This window comes from Humibacillus xanthopallidus (assembly GCF_006717145.1).
Lineage (GTDB): Bacteria > Actinomycetota > Actinomycetes > Actinomycetales > Dermatophilaceae > Humibacillus > Humibacillus xanthopallidus.
On sequence record NZ_VFQF01000002.1, the window covers coordinates 135,507 to 150,582 of the forward strand.

The following is a 15,076-nucleotide window of genomic DNA, read 5'->3' on the forward strand; positions in this document are numbered from 1 at the left end:
CTCGAGTGGGTGGTGGTGGTGCGGGGCTGGTCAGCTCACGGCGTCGAGGGCGTCGACGACACCCTCACCGAAGAAGCTGTTGTTCTCGATCGGCCCGACGCAGAGACGACCGCTGCCGGTCGTCGTTCCGCACGCCTTGTCGTCGGCCTGCTGGCGCAGCTTCTCGATCATCTGGGTGGGCGTCCACGTCGGGTGCACCGACTTCATGAGCGCGAGCACCCCGGCGACGTGCGGCGACGCCATCGACGTGCCGCTCTTCGTGCCGTAGCCGTTGTTGGCGACGACCGTCGAGAGGATCGACGATCCGGGAGCGGCGACGTCGATCTTGCCGAGGCCGCGGTTGCTGAACGACGACAGGCGGCTGTCCATGGTGCCGGCCGGGAAGCGCTGCATCGAGCTCACCGTCACGACGCCGTCGAGCTCGGTCGGGATGTCCTCACACCCGCTGTTGAGCGTGCGCTTGACGTAACCGGCCGACGTCGGCTGGTCGTCGGGGCTCGTCTCGTCGAGGAACGACGACTTGTCCGACAGGTCGCGAGCCGAGTTGCCCGCCGCGGCCGCGTGGACGACGCCCTGCTTCGTCGACCAGGTGACCGCGCGACGCACGGCCTCCTTTGCGGCGTACTGGTCGGGCTGGTCCTCGCAGTAGAACTCGAACGGGTCGACGTAGTAGCTGTTGTTCGTCACGTCCATGTGCTTGAGGCCGGCCTCGACGAAGCCGCACACGGCGTACTCCGGGTAGATGAACCCGTCGTCGTTGACGACCTTGACCGAGGCGATCCGCACGTTGGGCGCGACGCCGACGATGCCGACCTTGTTGCGGGCGGCCGCGATGGTGCCGGCGACGTGGGTGCCGTGGTCGCTCGTGGTCGGCTCCCAACCGGTCGTGCTGGGTCGGCCGGCGTCGCTGCAGTTCACCGAGTTCGCGACGTCGAGGTTGGCCACGAGGTCGGGGTGGTCGGCGTCGATCCCGCTGTCGAGCACGCCGACGAGCACGTTGCGCGAGCCGTCGGTGATCGCGTGGGCCTGGTCGGCCTTGATCATCTTCATGTCCCACTGCTCGGCCTCGCGCGGGTCGGTCCCGTCGGCGGGCGTCGTGTCGGCCTCGACGTCACCGTTCCATGCCTTCTTGGCGCCCTTCATGTAGCCGGAGGCCCCGCGGCCCCACGTCGCACCGGCGGCCTCGGGGGTGCCTTCGGTGACGGCGACCGTGCGGCTCGCGCCGACCGACTCGACGGCGTTGCCGCCCTTCGCGACGACATCGGTGCGGAACGTCGCCACCTTCGAGTGGGCGACGACGACGCCGATCTGCGGCCAGGACTGCACGACGACGCCGCCGGCAGCCTTGACCGCGGTCTCGACCAGGCGCGTCTGGCCCGGGTTCGCGATCCGGGCGTTGACGATGTAGCTCATCAGCAGCCCGTCGGGAGTGCTGATCGTCACCGGCGTCGAGACGGGCTCGGAGCTGGTGGCGGCAGAAGCCGCCTGACCGCCGCAGACGGCCGCGGTGGCCAGTGCGACGGCTGCCACGGCGATGGTGCCGCGGCGGCGGATGAAGGTGTTCGGCATAGGTCTACTCCATGGATGGTGTGAGTGATCCCGTGCAGCGATGGGCCGCACCTGCACATCCTTGGCCACAATCGCCCGTCCTGCGCGCCGGAGCACCCACCATTTTCACGCCGGCCACTTCGCGCCGGCCCCTCCCAGAACGGGCTCAGGGTGTGTGCTGCGGCTCCCGGGTCGAGTGGGTGAGCGGTGCGAGGGCGATGAGCAGCACGAGCGCGCCCAGCGGCTCGAGGCCTAGGGGAAGGGCCAGCATCGCACCCGCCGCACCCGCGAGCGCGAGGGAACCGGACGGCATACGCCCCTCGGCGGTGTGCACCACGAGAGCGAGCCCGAGGGCGAGGGCCGTCACCACGGCCCCACCGGTCGCGAGCCCCGAGGGCAGCGGGTCGACGAGCCAGCCGGTCGATCGGAGGGCCCAGACGGCGGCAGCAGCCCCGGCACCGAAAGCGCCCAGCAGGGTCACCAGTACCGCGAGCTCCGACCGGCCGCTGCGCGACGCGAGCGTCCCTGCGAGAGAGGCGAACCCAGCCACACCAAGCACGAGTATGCCGCCCGCGACGACCGCGAGCACGCTGCCTCGCGCCTCGGCGGGGTCGGCGGGGTCGGGGACGCCGATGGTGTCGACCCACACGAGGATGCCGTGGGTGAAGAGCAGGAGCGGGGCGACGAGCGCGAGCTGCGGGACTCGATCCGTGGCCACCGCGGCGCGAGCTGCCACCACGGGGGAGTCGACGCGCGGAGCAGTGGCTCGGGTCGGGAGGGTGCTCGTCGTCATGTCTCCAGCGTGGCGACCGGGGGCGCTGATGCCCATCGGGGTCGACCCGGAGCGACCCCCGAGTCACCCCTGAGTGCAGCGACGCCAGCGCCGATCAGGTCGGGAGGTTGCAGGGCGCCTGCTGGCCCTGCAGTGCGACGGCGCTCCACGGCGGCAGGGTGGCGAGGCCCTTCTGCCAGAGCACGCGCCACGCCGCCTCGGCCGCGGCGGGTGTCATGCCGCCCGCCTTGAAGTGCGACTGGTCCTTGAGGTGGGTCTCCCACGGAGCGATCGCGACGCGCGCCTTGGCGAGCACGCCGTCGACGGTCTTCATCGAGGCCGCGCACTGGCGCACCGCGTCGGCCTTGGGCCCCGCGGCCGCGGCGTCGACCGCGCACTTCTCCTGGGAGGCGGCGAGCGCCTTGTCGGCGTTGCGGAAGGCGACGATGTTCTCTGCCGCCTGCTCTGTCGTCTTGGGCCACGCGGCCTTGGCCTGCGCGAGCGTGATCTTGTTGGCCTGCAGGTCGTTCATGATCTTCAGGTGCGCGTCCCACTGGCTCAGGGAGCGGTAGGCGTCGTTGCGCGCGGTGGCCTGGGTCGTCCAGGCGGTGCGGCACGACGCGACGGCGGCGGCGAGCGAGTCGGTCTCGGTGGTCGGCGGCGCCGTCGTCCCGGTGTCCGAGCTGGCCGAGGGTGTCGGGAGCGAGGTCGACGGGACCGCTGAGCTCGTCGCGCCGGCGATGGCGGAGGGCGACCCGGTCGGCTCGCTCGAGGTCAGCAGGCCCTTGCCGAACCACACCGCGGCGGCGATCACCGCGATCGCGAGCAGGCCGATGACGGCAGGGACGAGCCACCCCCGAGGTCGCTGTGCCTCTTTCACCTCACGCCGCGTCTGCGGTTGCTGGCCCATGGGCCCCCCTCGCTGTGACCGTCGCGCAGACGTCACGGCCCCCACCGCCCTGCGTGACTCGGCTCAACGATATCCGCAGGTCGTGCACAGTGTGACCGATCTGCGGCCTTGATCCGGGTGCACTCTGTGGTCACTCCGGGTGCGGCATGCCGGTTCGGCGCTATTCTCCGAGCGAATCCAGTTGGGTCCTGGTGACGGTGACTCTCGGGGAGTTTGGGCTGGTGATCGCCATGGGCGTGCTGCCTTCCGGCGACGAGCCCGCGTCAGCGGGTCGCGCCGCCCGCTCGCCGCGCCGCTACGACGACTCCCTCAGGCGGTATGCCGTCAAGCGGGCCCAGGAGCCCGACGCCCGGCTCGCCGACGTGGCGAGTGAGCTCGGGGTCAGCGCCAGCACGTTGCGCCGGTGGGTGCGGACCGCCGATGCAGACGACCCGGGGGCTGCCGCCGTGGGCACAGCGAAAACCACCGATGCCGACGATGAGCAGACCGCCGACGCGGCAGGTGCCGAGACCGTCGCCGGCGATCCGGTCGTCGTCGGGTCGGCGCGGGCCGGTCCGGAGGTGCCCGCACTGCTCGTGGCAACTCCGTCGGCGGCGCCGGTTGCAGTGCCGGGTGCACTGTCCGAGGCGGCGGCGAGCACGGCCAAGGCCACGGGTCACGACGAGCGCCACGTGCTCGCCATGCTCGACGCGATCCTCGACATGTTCCCCCGACCGGGGGCGCTGCCGCTCGAGGTCGACCTCTCGGAGCCGGGCCCGGAAGCCCATCGCCAGGTCGAGGCGCCGGCCGACCGCATCCCGTTGCACCCGGGCGACGACATCTTCCCGTCGATGTCCGCGTTGCTGCCGGCCTACCGGTTCCCGATCATCCTCGCCGGGCTCGTCGCCGCGCTCTGGGTGTCGACGATCGTGCCGGCCACCTACGAGCTGCGCCCGGTCGCGCAGTCGCTCCACGTGCTCTCGCTCGTCGTGGCGTTCGGTGCGGTGCTCGTCATCGACTGGCACGGCCTGCTCTGGCTCGCCGGGCGTCGAGGTCTCACCGAGTCGACCCGTCTCGCGGCCGGTGCGGGCCCGCTCATCTGGGGCGGGCTCGCCGGCCTCATCGTGACGGGCGCCCTCCTGCACCCGAACCTCCACTCACCCCTGACCGTGACCAAGCTCGTGCTCGTGCTCGCCGTCGCCTGGAACGGCGCCGCGATGTCAGCGCTGCGGCGACGGATGGCCCAGCTGCCGGCATACGTCAAGCCTGCCGACCTGCCGCGTCGCGACTGGCGCCTCATGATGACGGCGACCGTGATCTCGCAGCTCGGCTGGTGGGGAGCGATCATCATCGGCTTCGTGAACTCCTCGAGATGACGAGCCGCTCGCACCGCACGCGCGGGCTGTCGCCGTCGCTCACGCCGTGGGTCGCGGTGATCACCGGGGTGCTCGCGTGCGTCGTCGCAGCCCGGTCGACCGGGGCGATGGACCCCCTCGTCTTCGTCGAGGACGCCGGGCCGCTCGTGCGCTGGTCGGTGCCGATCGTGCGGGTCGGTCACGACGTGGCGGCGGCCGTGACGCTGGGCGCGCTCGTCTTCGCCGCGTCGCTGGTCCCCGACGCCGGACCGACCCGCCGCGGTGGCCGGGCCGGCGACAGCGGCCCCGACGTGTCGGCGACCACGGCACCCGCCATGCGCCTCGCGACGATCGCAGGCGTCGTCTGGACGCTCACCGCGCTCGCCGGGGTCGTGCTGACCTTCGCCGACGCTGCTGGCCTGCCCCTGACGAGCCCGGCCCTCGGCGCGCAGCTCACGAGCCTCGTCTGGCAGATCGATGCGACCCGGGTCGGACTCATCAGCGCTGCCTGCGCGCTCGTCGTCACGAGCGGGGCGGCGCTGGCCCGCAGCCGCGTCACGGCGGCGTGGCTGGCGGCGCTCGCGGCTGCCGGAATCGTCGTGCTCGGGCTCGCCAGCCACACCGGCACCTCCGACGACCACGAGACGTCGGTCAACGCGATGGGGCTGCACCTCATCGGAGCCACGATGTGGGTCGGCGGGCTCATCGTCCTCGTCACGCTGCACCGCACCTTCGCCCGCACCCTCGCCGTCGTGGCGGCTCGCTACTCGACACTCGCGCTGTGGTCCTACGTCGCCGTTGGCGCCTCGGGCGTCATCGCCACGACGACCCGGCTCGGCGCGTGGTCCGACCTCGGCACGCCCTACGGCCTGCTCATCGTCGCCAAGGTCGTGCTCTTCGTCGTGCTCGGAGCCGCGGGCTGGTGGCACCGGCGCTCGACCATCGCCGAGCTCGGGGCGGGCGTGCGAGGCCGCCCGTTCCTGAGGCTCGCCGTCGCCGAGGTCGCGCTCATGGGGATGGCCTTCGGCATCGCGACCGCCCTCTCGCGCAGCGCCCCGCCGGTGCCGGAGGACTTCCCGGACCCGACCCCGACCCTGCAGATCACCGGCTTCCCCGCGCCGCCCGACCCTGCCACCACCGCCTGGTGGGAGGTGTGGCGCGCCGACTGGCTCGTGCTCGTCGCCGTCGTCGTCGCCCTCGGCCTGTATGCCGGTGGCGTCGTCGCTGCCCGCCTGGCCTCCGCGCAGGCCCTCCGCGCGTCCCGCGATGCACCCGAGGCTGCCGCCGCGGGCCGGGAGCCGGGGGCGGTGTCGACGGCCGCCGAGCTGCGCTGGCCGCGGCGGCGCACCGCCTCCTGGGTCCTCGGCTGGCTGCTGCTCGCGTGGGTGACGGGCGGGCCGATGGGTGTCTATGCCCGAGTGTCGATCTCGTGGCACCTCGCGCTGCAGCTCGTGCTCGTCTTCGTCGTCGCTCCGCTTATCGTGGCCGGCAGCCCCGTCACCCTGGCGGAGCGTGCGCTCGCCGCCCGCGACGACGGCACGCTCGGGCCGCGCGAGCTCGTCCTGGGAGTGGTTCGCTCCCGAGCCGCGCTGCGGCTGCGCCGGCCGGTCGTGGCGACGGTGCTGCTGCTCGTGACGCTCGTGCTCCTCACCGCGACCGGGATGCTCGAACTGGCCCTCACCACCCACCCCGGGCACCTGACGATGCTCGGCGGTTCGCTCCTCATCGGGATCGTCTGGTCGGCCGCGATCCTCGCCCCGACCGAGGCGGCTCCCCGCCAGGCGCTGATCTGCCTCGGGGTCGTCGTCGCAGCGGCCTTCGCGGCGGCGCTGTGGCTCGCACGCACGTCGGTGCTCCTCGCGGGAGACGTGTTCGCCCGTCTCGACCTGCCGTGGCTCACGGCCCTTGCCGCGGAGCAGGCCCGGGCGGGCGCCGTCGCACTCTTCGTCGTCGTGCCGGCCTGCGCGGTTCTCGCCCTCGTCGTCAGCCTCCGTTCCCGGGTTCGCGAGCCCTGACTCCACTCCGCAACCCTGCGATCGAGGGAGCACTCCACAGCCACGGGGGCTGCTCCTCCGATGGGGATGGGGCTCGGCCACGCGCGAAACCCGCGTTACGCACCAGCCGGGCCGGACGGCATACCGGCGCACTCTTGCGGAGGTGAGGGGACGAAGGGCACGTTACGCTGCACCCACGCTGTGTGACCGGGGCCAGCCGGGCCCGCGCCACGCCGCGGCTGATGCGCGATGATGCCCGCGGGGGTGGGCCACGAGGCGTGGCGAGGGGACCTGCCGTGACCATTCGTTTCAACCCGCCGCCGGGGTGGCCCGTGCCCCCGGCGACGTGGCTGCCCAGCGACGACTGGCTCCCCGACCCCGCCTGGCCCGCGCCGCCCGAGGGCTGGTCGTGGTGGACCGTGACCGCGCGCCCGGCGACGCGCACCGACCAGCCGGCGGGCAGCCGCTCGTCGCGCCCGTCGTTCCCGGTCGCGACCCGCGCCGCGCAGTCGACGGTGTCGCTCGCGGCGCTCTTCCCGGAGCGCGCTCGCGAGGGCGCGTCCTACGGCACCGGCCCGACGGGGTATGCCGCCGAGCCGGCCCACGCGCCCGAGCTGCGCACCAAGGCGGGCCGGGAGTACTACGTGCCCGCATCGGCGCGCGCGGAGTCCAAGCTCGACGAGTCGGGGCCGCACCAGCTGGCGGCCGGGGCGCTCGACGAGGGAACGGTTGCGCATGCTGCGGCCGATGTCGCCGCGGCGAGCGACGAAGCGGCTGCTGCGCCACCCGGCATCCGGCTCTCACCCCTGCTGCGGCTCGTCGGCGACGGGTCCGGTGTGCGGGCGCAGTTCAGGATCGGCGGAGCGGCTGCGCTCGCGCTGTCGGAGGTTCTCGCGCCCTCGGTCGAGGCTGCTGTCGGGCACTCCGGCGGTGGCGACGTCGGTGCCGGTGGTGGCGGCGGGACGGGATCGGGCGGGGGGTCTGGTGCCGGGCGGCGGGGGCTCTTCCGGTGGCGCGGTGCTCGCGGCGGGAGCAGTGGCTCGGCTGGCGGCGGTGGCGCAGCCGGTGAACGGGTCGTCGGAGTCGAGGTGGCGAGCCTGACCAAGCGCGCCCTCGATGCCCGGCGGGACCAGGATCTCGACGCCGGCGCGTCCGTCGAGAGCGATCTGTTGTCGCTGCACCAGCGGTCGTTCCCCTCGATCCGTCGTCCGGTCGTGCCGCCGCTGCCCCCGCTCGACCCGGCCGAGGAGGCCGCCGTCCGCCAGCGCTGCCTCGAGTCCGCGCTCGGGGGTGTCGAGCGGCCGTCGCGGGGAGAGCTCGCAGCGGCCAAGGCGGCCGCGGCCGAGCCCGCCGAGAAGCTCCTGCAGGCGAGCCGGGTGGCGCGCGATGTGCACTCGCAGCGGCGCCAGGCGCTCGCCGATGCGGCGTGGCTCCTGCTGTCGGCCCACGACCCCGCGACGGTGGTCTCGGTCGTCGACGAGGCGCTGCGACTCAGCCGCGCCGATCTCACCTGCCTCGACGCCGGCACCGATGCGACGACGCAGCGCGCCTACGTCACGGTGCTGCTGCGCTTCGCGCCGATGGTCGTCGTCACCGACGAGGTTGTGGAGGGCGGCAACGGGCGCCGGACTCGCCGCCCACGCACTCCGCGCGAGCGCCAGCAGGTGTATGCCGCCGGGCTGGCCTCGGCGGTGCTCGCGGCCACGAAGCAGGTCGACAGCGTCGCGCCGGGGGCCGATGACGTGAACGTCGTCGTGGTGCGGCCGACGCGCAACAACGCCGGAGTCGAGCCGATCTACGTCGGCACGCTCGACCGCGAGGACGTCGCCCTGCGGCACCCGGAGGCCGACCCGGTGCCGCTGCTCGTGGGCTCGGCGGCACCGGACGGCATACGGCTGCTCGGGCCGGACCGCGAGGTCACTGCGCTCGACCCGGCCCGCGACGTCGACCGCTCGCTGCACGAGATCGTCGCGGCCTGCCGGTCGGCCCTGACGCCGGCGACGTCCTGAGGATCAGGCCGACCCGAGCATCGAGCCCGACGTCAACTGGGCGATCAACTCGTCGTTGCTGCTGTCAGGGCAGCACCTCACACCAGTTGATCCACCCGTTGATCGGCCAGTAATCCGCCGGTTGATGTGGAGCGGGGATGAGGGCGGATCAAGCGGTGTGAGGCAGCGTTTGGGGCGGGTGTCAGGGGCGGACGAGGCGGGTCAGGGCGAAGCGCGCGACCGGGGCGTAGCCGACCACGAGCGGCACCGGGCCGATGATCGTCAGGTCGGTGCGGCACCCTCCGCCCTCGGGAGTGACCGAGTGCTCCAGCGTCAGCTCCGCGAGAACCGCCCGCACCCGCCAGGTCCACGTCATCGCTGCCTCGTCCACCTCGAGCACCTCGAAGGGCACCTGCACGCCGACCGGTCCGATGACGACGCCGCGAAGGCCGGGCGTGATGCGGCGCGGAGCCGGGTCGGTGCCCGGTGGGGGCGGAGCCGGCGCACCCTCGTCGAGGGCCTCCTGCTCGCCGTCCGTGTCGTCGTCCGCATCGTCCGAGCCACCCACGTCGCGCACCGGCCCGGTGTCGACGCGCTGGATCTGCGGCGACCACTGCGTCCAGGCGTCGAGGTCGGCATAGCGCTCCCACGCGGTCGCAGGATCGGCGTCGCCGGAGACGTGCAGCGAGAGGTGCACCGGTCAGCCCGCCGCGGGCGCGGGGCCGTCGACGTTGACGGTCGGCGTGCCCGACCCGCAGCGCACGACGACGGCCCGGGACGCCTCGTCACCGGGGTTGGACTCGCGGTGCACCGCCCCGGCAGGCACCCGGAGGAAGTCGCCCGGGCCGGCCTCGACGACGTGCTCGCCGCCCGGCCCCGACTCGAGGCGCATCCGACCCGAGACGATGTAGAGCGTCGTGTCGTGGTCGCCGTGGTGGTGCCAGCCGGTGACCGCCCCCGACTCCGTGTCGACCGTGCCCGACCACATCGCCTCGGTGTGCAGGGCGACCTGCCGGCTCATTCCCGGGGTGGGGTCGGCGGGGGTCAGCGCATCGGCGGCCACGCGGGTGCACGGCTGGGCCGGGTCAGGGCTCTCGGTCATGTCCCCATCCAACCCCCACGCGGCGGTCCGTGGGGCAGGCGACACTGCTGAGCACACGTCGACCCCGAGTGACGTCGCGATGGCGATCGAGAGCGTGCCCTCCACCGTGGCACGCGACCGGGCGGTGGATGGACTGCTCCCTCGATTGCGAGCCACGGGATCGCGGGTCGTTCTAGCCTCTTTGGTGGGACCCATCCGAGCGGCGTCGTGAGGCGAGGGGGCGGCATGTCAGCACAGCGTCAGGGGCGGGTCGTCGTCGTGGGCGGCAGCGTGGCCGGGTTGCTCACGGCCCGGGCGATCGCCCCATACGCCGAGTCGGTGGTCGTGCTCGAGCGAGATCGGCTGCCCGACAGCCCGGCGCCGCGGGGGCGTGTGCCGCAGGGCCGCCACCTCCATCTCCTGCTGTCGGCGGGGCTCGACCGGCTGCGCGACTGGTTCCCCGGCATCGAGGCGGAGCTGGAGAGCCGCGGAGCCGTTCGCGTCGACGGCACGGGCGCCTGGATCCACCAGGGCGGTGCCTATCGGGCGCGTGGTGACTGGGGCCGGCCGGCACTCTCCCAGACCCGGCCGCTGCTCGAGCACGTCGTGCGCTCGCGGGTCGCGGCGCTGCCCGGGGTCACGGTGGAGCGCGGCGTGACCGTCACGGGAGTGACGAGGTCGGGGCGACGCGTGACGGGCGTCGTCGCCGACGGGAGGGAGCGACCCGCTGACCTCGTCGTCGACTGCTCGGGTCGCAGCTCGCGCATCGCCCACGACCTCGCGCAGTCGCACGTCCTGGAGCCGCCCGTGACCCACGTCGGCATCGACATCGGCTACACGTCGTTCACGATGCGCCGCGCGGCGGATGACTTCGAGGGCCAGTTCCTCGTCTGCAGCGACAACCCCGGCTCGTTCCGCGGCGGCGCCGTGCTGCCCGTCGAGGACGACCGGTGGCAGGTCACGCTCGCGGGGGTCCACGGCGACGTGCCGCCGGCCACCGACGACGGCATCGCCGACTTTGCGGCCAGCCTGCCGACGCCCGCCGTCGCCCAGCTTATCGAGCGGTGCGAGCGTCGTCTCCGACGTCGCCACCTACCGGTTCCCGTCGAGCCAGCGGCGGCACTACGAGAAACTACGCGACCTTCTCCCCGGGCTCGTGACCCTCGGGGACGCGTCGAGCAGCTTCGACCCCATCTACGGGCAGGGGATGACGTCGTCTGCGCTGCAGGCAGCCGCCCTGGGTGATGTCGCATCGCGGGTGGGCATCCTGTCGCCGGATCTGCCGAGACGCTTTCACCGCAGGGCAGCTCGCATCATCGACGCACCGTGGCGGATCGCAGTCGGAGGAGACTTCGGGCATCCCGAAACGGTCGGGCCGAGGCCGCTCGGAACAGCCGAGCTCAACGGCTACCTCCAGCGGGTGATGCGGGCCTCGCACGTGTCGGTGCCCGTGGCGCGGGCCTTCAACCGCGTGCTCAACCTCGCAGACCCGCCGACCGCACTCGTTCACCCTGCGCTGGTCGTGGCCGTGCTGCGTGCATCGCGGCACTCTCCGGTCTCGACCGGCGCCGAGGTGCGTCACCCCCGAGTCGGACCGGCGCGACCCATCTGAGACGGTCCACCGCGCTCTGCTGCGGGCACGAGCGGCCGATGGGCTGGGGATGAGGGTGACCGCATCGTGGGTACGACGGACTGAGGGGCGCGCGAGCCATGCCGGACGGCATACGTTGGTGGGCGCCGCCACCGACCCCCGAGCGAGGACATCGATGCTGAGGACCGACCACTTCATCCGCTTCGAGCGCGTCACGAGCGTGCGCGAGACCGACCGCGGCATCGAGGCCGACGTGCACGGCGAGCGCTTCCGCGTCGAGGTGTGCCGTCCTGACGTCGTGCGCCTGCGGATGAGCCGCGGCGGCGCCTTCGACGACATGCCGACGTATGCCGTGTGCGTCGACCCGCTCGCCGCCGACGTCACGTGGTCGGCTGAGCCGGGCGAGCAGGTGTGGCGCGTCGTCACCGACGAGCTCACGGTGTCGGTGTGGCTCGACCCGTTCCGCGTCGACGTGCACCGGGCCGACGGCTCCGTGGTGCTGGAGACGGCCGCCGACGACGAGGGGCGCTACTGGACCTACGCGACGCTCAACGACTCGTGGACGACGCGGCGCGTGTGCGGGCCCGACGACGCGTTCTTCGGGCTGGGAGAGAAGGGTGGCCGCCTCGACCGGCGCGGCCGCGACTTCACGATGTGGAACACCGACGTCCTCAACGAGCACGCCACTGCTGAGTTCCGGGCCGGCCTCGAGCAGGCCGACCCCAGGTCCGACATGTCGAGCACCGAGTTCGACCCCTACTACGTCAACATCCCGTTCCTCTACCACCAGAGCAATCCCTCTGCGGCCATGGGCGGTTCGTTCGTCGACAACGGCTACCGCGGCTACTACGAGCTGAGCCGCGAGGTCGACTTCGGCATCGCCTTCGCCGGGGGTCAGTGGACGGAGTACGTCCTCGCCGGGCCCGCGATGCCGGCGGTGCTCGAGGCCTACACCTGGCTCACAGGACGCGCCTCGATGCCGCCGCTGTGGGCACTCGGCTACCACCAGTGCCGCTGGCACGCCTACTCGCAGGACGGGCTCGAGACTCTCGGCGACCGCCTCCGCGCGGAGGACTTCCCGTGCGACGCGCTGTGGCTCGACATCGACTACATGGACGGCTACCGCGTCTTCACGTGGAACGAGGACCTCTTCCCCGACCCCGCAAAGATGCTGGATCGCCTGGGAGACAAGGGATTCAAGGTCGTCACCATCGTCGACCCCGGGGTCAAGCACGACCCCGGGTATGCCGTCTACGACGACGGTCTCGAGCGCGACGTCTTCTGTCGCACCGAGGGCGGAGACACCTACATCGGTCAGGTCTGGCCGGGCAACACGGCCTTCCCCGACTTCGCAACGCCCGAGGCGCGGGAGTGGTGGGGAGAGCTCAACGCCGCGCATGTCGAGTCGGGTCTCGCCGGCATCTGGAACGACATGAACGAGCCCGCGACCGGTGAGATCCCTCCTGGGGCAATGCGATTCGATCGTGGTCGGGCGTCACACGAGCGCTACCACAACCAGTACGCGCTGCTCATGGCGATGGGGACGCACGAGGGGCTGACCCGGGCTCGGCCTGGCGAGCCGACCTTCATCCTGTCGCGGGCCGGCTTCGCGGGCATCCAGCGCTATGCCGCCAACTGGATGGGCGACAACCAGGCGCGCTGGGACCACCTGTGGCTCAGCGTCCCCATGGCGTGCGGCTTCGGCCTGTCGGGTCAGCCCTTCGTCGGGGCCGACATCGGCGGTTTCCAGGGCGACAGCAACCCCGAGCTCTTCGCCCGGTGGATGCAGGCCGGCACGCTGACTCCCTTCTGCCGCAACCACGCCGAGACGGGGAAGATCGACCAGTACCCGTGGTCGTTCGGCCCTGAGGTGCTCGCCATCGCGCGCGAGGCCGTGCAGCTGCGCTACCGGCTCATGCCCTACATCCACGCTGCCTTCGAGCATGCCGTCGCGACGGGGGAGCCGGTGCAGCGGCCGCTCGTGCTCGACCACCAGGACGACCCGGATGCCGTTGCTGCGGACGACGAGTACCTCTTCGGCCGCGACCTGCTCGTCGCGCCGGTCTACGAGCCCGGTGTGACCTCGCGGGAGGTCTACCTGCCACGAGGCCACTGGTACGACTGGCACACCGACGAGCTCCACGAGGGCGGTCGGACGATCACGGCGGCGGCCCCGCTCGACCGGATCCCGATCTTTGCCCGGGCCGGCTCGCGGATCCCGATGTGGCGCCAGGCTCCCGCCTCGACGGGGGACGCGGACCTGACTGACGTCGAGTGGCGCGAGTTCGCGGAGGTGCAGGGCTGATGTCCACGTCTGAGCAGGGCGAGAAAGGCGAGCAGGGTGGTGGCAGCGAGAGCGTGCTCACCGTCGTCGTCGCGCTCGTCGCCAACGCCCTCATCGCCGTCGCGAAGTCGATCGTGGCCGTCATCACCGGCTCGGCCTCGATGGTCGCCGAGGCCGCGCACTCGTGGGCCGACGCCGGCAACGAGATCTTCCTGCTCATCGCCGAGCGCCGGGCCGCGAAGCCGCGTGATGCAGGGCACCCCTTCGGCTACGGGCGCGAGGCCTACGTGTGGTCGATGTTCGCCGCCTTCGGGCTCTTCGGAGCCGGTGCGGTCGTCTCGGTGTGGCACGGCATCACGGCGCTCGGCCACGAGGAGCCGGAGACGTCGTACTTCTGGGCGTATGCCGTGCTCGCCATCGCCTTCGTGCTCGAGAGCGTCTCCTTCGTCCAGGCGACCCGGCAGACCCGGGCCGAAGCGCGGCGGCTCGGGCTGCGGCCCCTGAAGTTCATCGCCAACACGTCGAACCCGACCCTGCGCGCCGTCTTCGCGGAGGACGCTGCGGCGCTCGTCGGTCTCGTCATCGCCGGGCTCGGCATCTTCCTGCACCAGATCACGGGCAACGCGGTCTACGACGCCATCGGCTCGATCCTCGTCGGGCTGCTGCTCGGTGTCGTCGCGATCTTCCTCATCGGTCGCAACCGTGATTTCCTCGTGGGAGAGACGGTGCGCCCGGAGCTGTGGCGCCGGGCCTACGACGAGCTGCACGAGAGTGGTGAGGTCGAGCGTGTCACCTTCCTGCACCTCGAGTTCGTCGGGCCGAGCAAGGTCTTCCTCGTGGCGGCCGTCGACCTCACCGGTGACGAGACGGAGACGCAGGTCGCGAGCCGTCTCGCGGAGCTCGGTCGCCGACTGGAGCGCAGCGAGCTCATCGAACGAGCGATGATCACGCTGTCGCGCAGCGACGCCCCGGAGCTCGACCTCGGTGACGGCCCGCTGACGCACGGGGGAAGGGTCAGCGCCGACCCCGCCTGACGGCGCCCCACCTCGGGTCGCCACCCCGAGGCGGCGTCCTCGGCCGCGGTGCAGGCCGAGACCCAGATGGTGGCGACGTGGACGAAGGCCGCCGTGCGGCGTGGCCTGGCTACAGGTCGCCTTCGAGGAACTGGGCGCGGCCGAGGCCGAAGGACCAGTCGGCGGGTGTGTTCCCGACGACGGAGATGACGAGGTCGGTCGGGGCGAGGCCGCAGCGCGTCTCGAGCTGCTCGGCGAGGGCGGCGTAGACCGCCTTCTTCTGCTCCTCGTCGCGGCCCTGCTGCGTAATCTGAATGACGACCACCTCGTCGGTGCGCTCGAAGCCGAGGCCAGTGTCGAGGGCGATGATGCGACCGGGCCGGTGCTCGTGGATGACCTGGTAGCGGTCGCGCTCCGGTGCGGCGAAATGCTCGACGAGGACGTCCTGGACGGTGTCGGCGAGGCGGCGGAGGTCGTCGTCGGACCGTCCTTCGATGACGTCGATGCGCACGAGAGGCATGGCGGCTCCTTGGATGGGTGGGGTCGCCTCCATTCGTACCC

The 15,076-nt window shown here is 72.4% G+C and carries 13 protein-coding genes; 7 read left to right on the forward strand and 6 right to left on the reverse strand.

Annotation, left to right across the window (positions count from 1 at the left end; all coding sequences use genetic code 11):
• Nucleotides 1-30: 30 nt before the first annotated feature.
• The 3 genes from FHX52_RS11695 to FHX52_RS11705 form a co-directional block, all read right to left on the reverse strand.
• Nucleotides 31-1,569: a S8 family peptidase gene (locus FHX52_RS11695; RefSeq protein ID WP_141822273.1), complete on the reverse strand. Its 1,539-nt coding sequence runs from the start codon at nucleotides 1,567-1,569 to the stop codon at nucleotides 31-33.
• 145 nt (nucleotides 1,570-1,714) lie between these two features.
• Nucleotides 1,715-2,341 (reverse strand): hypothetical protein, encoded by a 627-nt coding sequence (locus FHX52_RS11700; protein WP_141822274.1) that lies wholly within the window; start codon nucleotides 2,339-2,341, stop codon nucleotides 1,715-1,717.
• Between the two features lie 94 nt (nucleotides 2,342-2,435).
• The gene (locus tag FHX52_RS11705; RefSeq protein WP_141822275.1) at nucleotides 2,436-3,230 is read right to left on the reverse strand and encodes a hypothetical protein; all 795 of its coding nucleotides are present in this window, start codon (nucleotides 3,228-3,230) and stop codon (nucleotides 2,436-2,438) included.
• Nucleotides 3,231-3,460: 230 nt separating this feature from the next.
• Here FHX52_RS11705 and FHX52_RS11710 point away from each other — a divergent pair, with 230 nt between their 5' ends.
• The 3 genes from FHX52_RS11710 (at nucleotide 3,461) to FHX52_RS11720 (ending at nucleotide 8,567) form a co-directional block, all read left to right on the forward strand.
• On the forward strand, nucleotides 3,461-4,585 hold the full coding sequence (locus FHX52_RS11710) for a transposase (protein ID WP_185747253.1): 1,125 nt from the start codon (nucleotides 3,461-3,463) through the stop codon (nucleotides 4,583-4,585).
• Nucleotides 4,582-6,579 carry a cytochrome c oxidase assembly protein gene (locus FHX52_RS11715; RefSeq protein ID WP_141822277.1) on the forward strand — a complete coding sequence of 666 codons (1,998 nt, stop codon included), beginning with the start codon at nucleotides 4,582-4,584 and terminating at the stop codon, nucleotides 6,577-6,579. Before FHX52_RS11710 ends, FHX52_RS11715 begins: the two co-directional genes overlap by 4 nt.
• A 275-nt stretch (nucleotides 6,580-6,854) precedes the next feature.
• A complete protein-coding gene (locus FHX52_RS11720; protein WP_185747371.1) occupies nucleotides 6,855-8,567 on the forward strand; it encodes a hypothetical protein in 1,713 nt (570 codons plus the stop codon).
• 181 nt (nucleotides 8,568-8,748) lie between these two features.
• Here FHX52_RS11720 and FHX52_RS11725 read toward each other — a convergent pair whose 3' ends face one another.
• Together FHX52_RS11725 and FHX52_RS11730 are read right to left on the reverse strand one after the other, a co-directional pair.
• Nucleotides 8,749-9,243: an SRPBCC family protein gene (locus FHX52_RS11725; RefSeq protein WP_141822279.1), complete on the reverse strand. Its 495-nt coding sequence runs from the start codon at nucleotides 9,241-9,243 to the stop codon at nucleotides 8,749-8,751.
• A gap of 3 nt (nucleotides 9,244-9,246) precedes the next feature.
• Complete coding sequence (locus FHX52_RS11730) at nucleotides 9,247-9,648, reverse strand: cupin domain-containing protein (protein ID WP_141822280.1); 402 nt, start codon at nucleotides 9,646-9,648, stop codon at nucleotides 9,247-9,249.
• Nucleotides 9,649-9,873: 225 nt separating this feature from the next.
• Between FHX52_RS11730 and FHX52_RS11735 the strand changes: the two genes are divergently transcribed.
• The 4 genes from FHX52_RS11735 (at nucleotide 9,874) to FHX52_RS11750 (ending at nucleotide 14,536) form a co-directional block, all read left to right on the forward strand.
• Nucleotides 9,874-10,872 (forward strand): NAD(P)/FAD-dependent oxidoreductase, encoded by a 999-nt coding sequence (locus FHX52_RS11735; protein WP_141822281.1) that lies wholly within the window; start codon nucleotides 9,874-9,876, stop codon nucleotides 10,870-10,872.
• Nucleotides 10,835-11,239, forward strand: coding sequence for a hypothetical protein (locus FHX52_RS11740; protein ID WP_141822282.1), 405 nt, complete (start codon nucleotides 10,835-10,837; stop codon nucleotides 11,237-11,239). The genes FHX52_RS11735 and FHX52_RS11740 overlap by 38 nt, the downstream gene beginning before the upstream one ends.
• A gap of 154 nt (nucleotides 11,240-11,393) precedes the next feature.
• The gene (locus tag FHX52_RS11745) at nucleotides 11,394-13,523 is read left to right on the forward strand and encodes a glycoside hydrolase family 31 protein (protein ID WP_141822283.1); all 2,130 of its coding nucleotides are present in this window, start codon (nucleotides 11,394-11,396) and stop codon (nucleotides 13,521-13,523) included.
• Nucleotides 13,523-14,536, forward strand: coding sequence for a cation diffusion facilitator family transporter (locus tag FHX52_RS11750; protein WP_141822284.1), 1,014 nt, complete (start codon nucleotides 13,523-13,525; stop codon nucleotides 14,534-14,536). The genes FHX52_RS11745 and FHX52_RS11750 overlap by 1 nt, the downstream gene beginning before the upstream one ends.
• 109 nt (nucleotides 14,537-14,645) lie before the next feature.
• Here the strand turns inward: FHX52_RS11750 and FHX52_RS11755 are convergent, their stop codons facing one another.
• Nucleotides 14,646-15,035, reverse strand: a complete 390-nt coding sequence (locus tag FHX52_RS11755) for a tautomerase family protein (RefSeq protein WP_141822285.1) — start codon at nucleotides 15,033-15,035, stop codon at nucleotides 14,646-14,648.
• Nucleotides 15,036-15,076 lie beyond the last annotated feature (41 nt).

Coding starts and splice junctions, on each gene's coding strand:
- FHX52_RS11710 (WP_185747253.1), top strand. CDS start 3,461: ATGGGCGTGCTGCCTTCCGGCGACGAGCCCGCGTCAGCGGGTCGCGCC.
- FHX52_RS11735 (WP_141822281.1), top strand. CDS start 9,874: ATGTCAGCACAGCGTCAGGGGCGGGTCGTCGTCGTGGGCGGCAGCGTG.
- FHX52_RS11730 (WP_141822280.1), bottom strand. CDS start 9,648: ATGACCGAGAGCCCTGACCCGGCCCAGCCGTGCACCCGCGTGGCCGCC.
- FHX52_RS11715 (WP_141822277.1), top strand. CDS start 4,582: ATGACGAGCCGCTCGCACCGCACGCGCGGGCTGTCGCCGTCGCTCACG.
- FHX52_RS11755 (WP_141822285.1), bottom strand. CDS start 15,035: ATGCCTCTCGTGCGCATCGACGTCATCGAAGGACGGTCCGACGACGAC.
- FHX52_RS11705 (WP_141822275.1), bottom strand. CDS start 3,230: ATGGGCCAGCAACCGCAGACGCGGCGTGAGGTGAAAGAGGCACAGCGA.
- FHX52_RS11745 (WP_141822283.1), top strand. CDS start 11,394: ATGCTGAGGACCGACCACTTCATCCGCTTCGAGCGCGTCACGAGCGTG.
- FHX52_RS11695 (WP_141822273.1), bottom strand. CDS start 1,569: ATGCCGAACACCTTCATCCGCCGCCGCGGCACCATCGCCGTGGCAGCC.
- FHX52_RS11740 (WP_141822282.1), top strand. CDS start 10,835: ATGACGTCGTCTGCGCTGCAGGCAGCCGCCCTGGGTGATGTCGCATCG.
- FHX52_RS11700 (WP_141822274.1), bottom strand. CDS start 2,341: ATGACGACGAGCACCCTCCCGACCCGAGCCACTGCTCCGCGCGTCGAC.
- FHX52_RS11750 (WP_141822284.1), top strand. CDS start 13,523: ATGTCCACGTCTGAGCAGGGCGAGAAAGGCGAGCAGGGTGGTGGCAGC.